The organism is Pseudoduganella sp. jia 12, from assembly GCF_055502675.1.
The window spans coordinates 1-685 of record NZ_JBUXKP010000034.1; the positions used below are offsets into that span (position 1 = coordinate 1).

General features: G+C 49.2%; 2 tRNA genes and 2 rRNA genes. All 4 read left to right on the forward strand.

The annotated features are described in order from the left end of the window. Nucleotides 1–96 (forward strand): 16S ribosomal RNA (locus ACY65G_RS30555); the annotation flags it as partial. Between the two features lie 96 nt (nucleotides 97–192). Then, a tRNA-Ile gene (locus ACY65G_RS30560) sits at nucleotides 193–269 on the forward strand. 24 nt (nucleotides 270–293) lie between these two features. After that, nucleotides 294–369 (forward strand) — tRNA-Ala (locus ACY65G_RS30565). A gap of 218 nt (nucleotides 370–587) precedes the next feature. Then, nucleotides 588–685 (forward strand): 23S ribosomal RNA (locus ACY65G_RS30570); the annotation flags it as partial.

The following is a 685-nucleotide window of genomic DNA, read 5'->3' on the forward strand; positions in this document are numbered from 1 at the left end:
ACCGCAAGGAGGGCGCTTACCACGGTAGGATTCGTGACTGGGGTGAAGTCGTAACAAGGTAGCCGTATCGGAAGGTGCGGCTGGATCACCTCCTTTCTAGAGTCGGCACGGATCGCAAGATCGTGCATCAAACGCTCACACTTATCGACTGTCGAATGAAGAAGAAACAGTAGCACCGCTAGGTAACAATGCGGGTCTGTAGCTCAGCTGGTTAGAGCACCGTGTTGATAACGCGGGGGTCGTTGGTTCGAGCCCAACCAGACCCACCATGTATCTGCACTAGTAAAATCCCTGGGGGATTAGCTCAGCTGGGAGAGCACCTGCTTTGCAAGCAGGGGGTCGTCGGTTCGATCCCGTCATCCTCCACCAAGATCTACTCGAGATATTAAACATAAGCGTGACGCGTCACTTTTATGTTTAGTCTTTTAGAGACTACTGCTGTTTCGTTCTTTAACAATCTGGAAGAAGTAAAGTTTTATTAAGCGTGCGAGACATCGCACACTTAGGGTAGTGTCCGAAAGGATGCATACAAAAAACTCATCAAACACAGTAGTAAATGCTTGTAACTATAGCCGTCAAGGTTATAGGGACAAGTGAATAAGTGCACATGGTGGATGCCTTGGCGATTACAGGCGATGAAGGACGTAGAAGTCTGCGATAAGCTTCGGGGAGCTGACAAACGAGC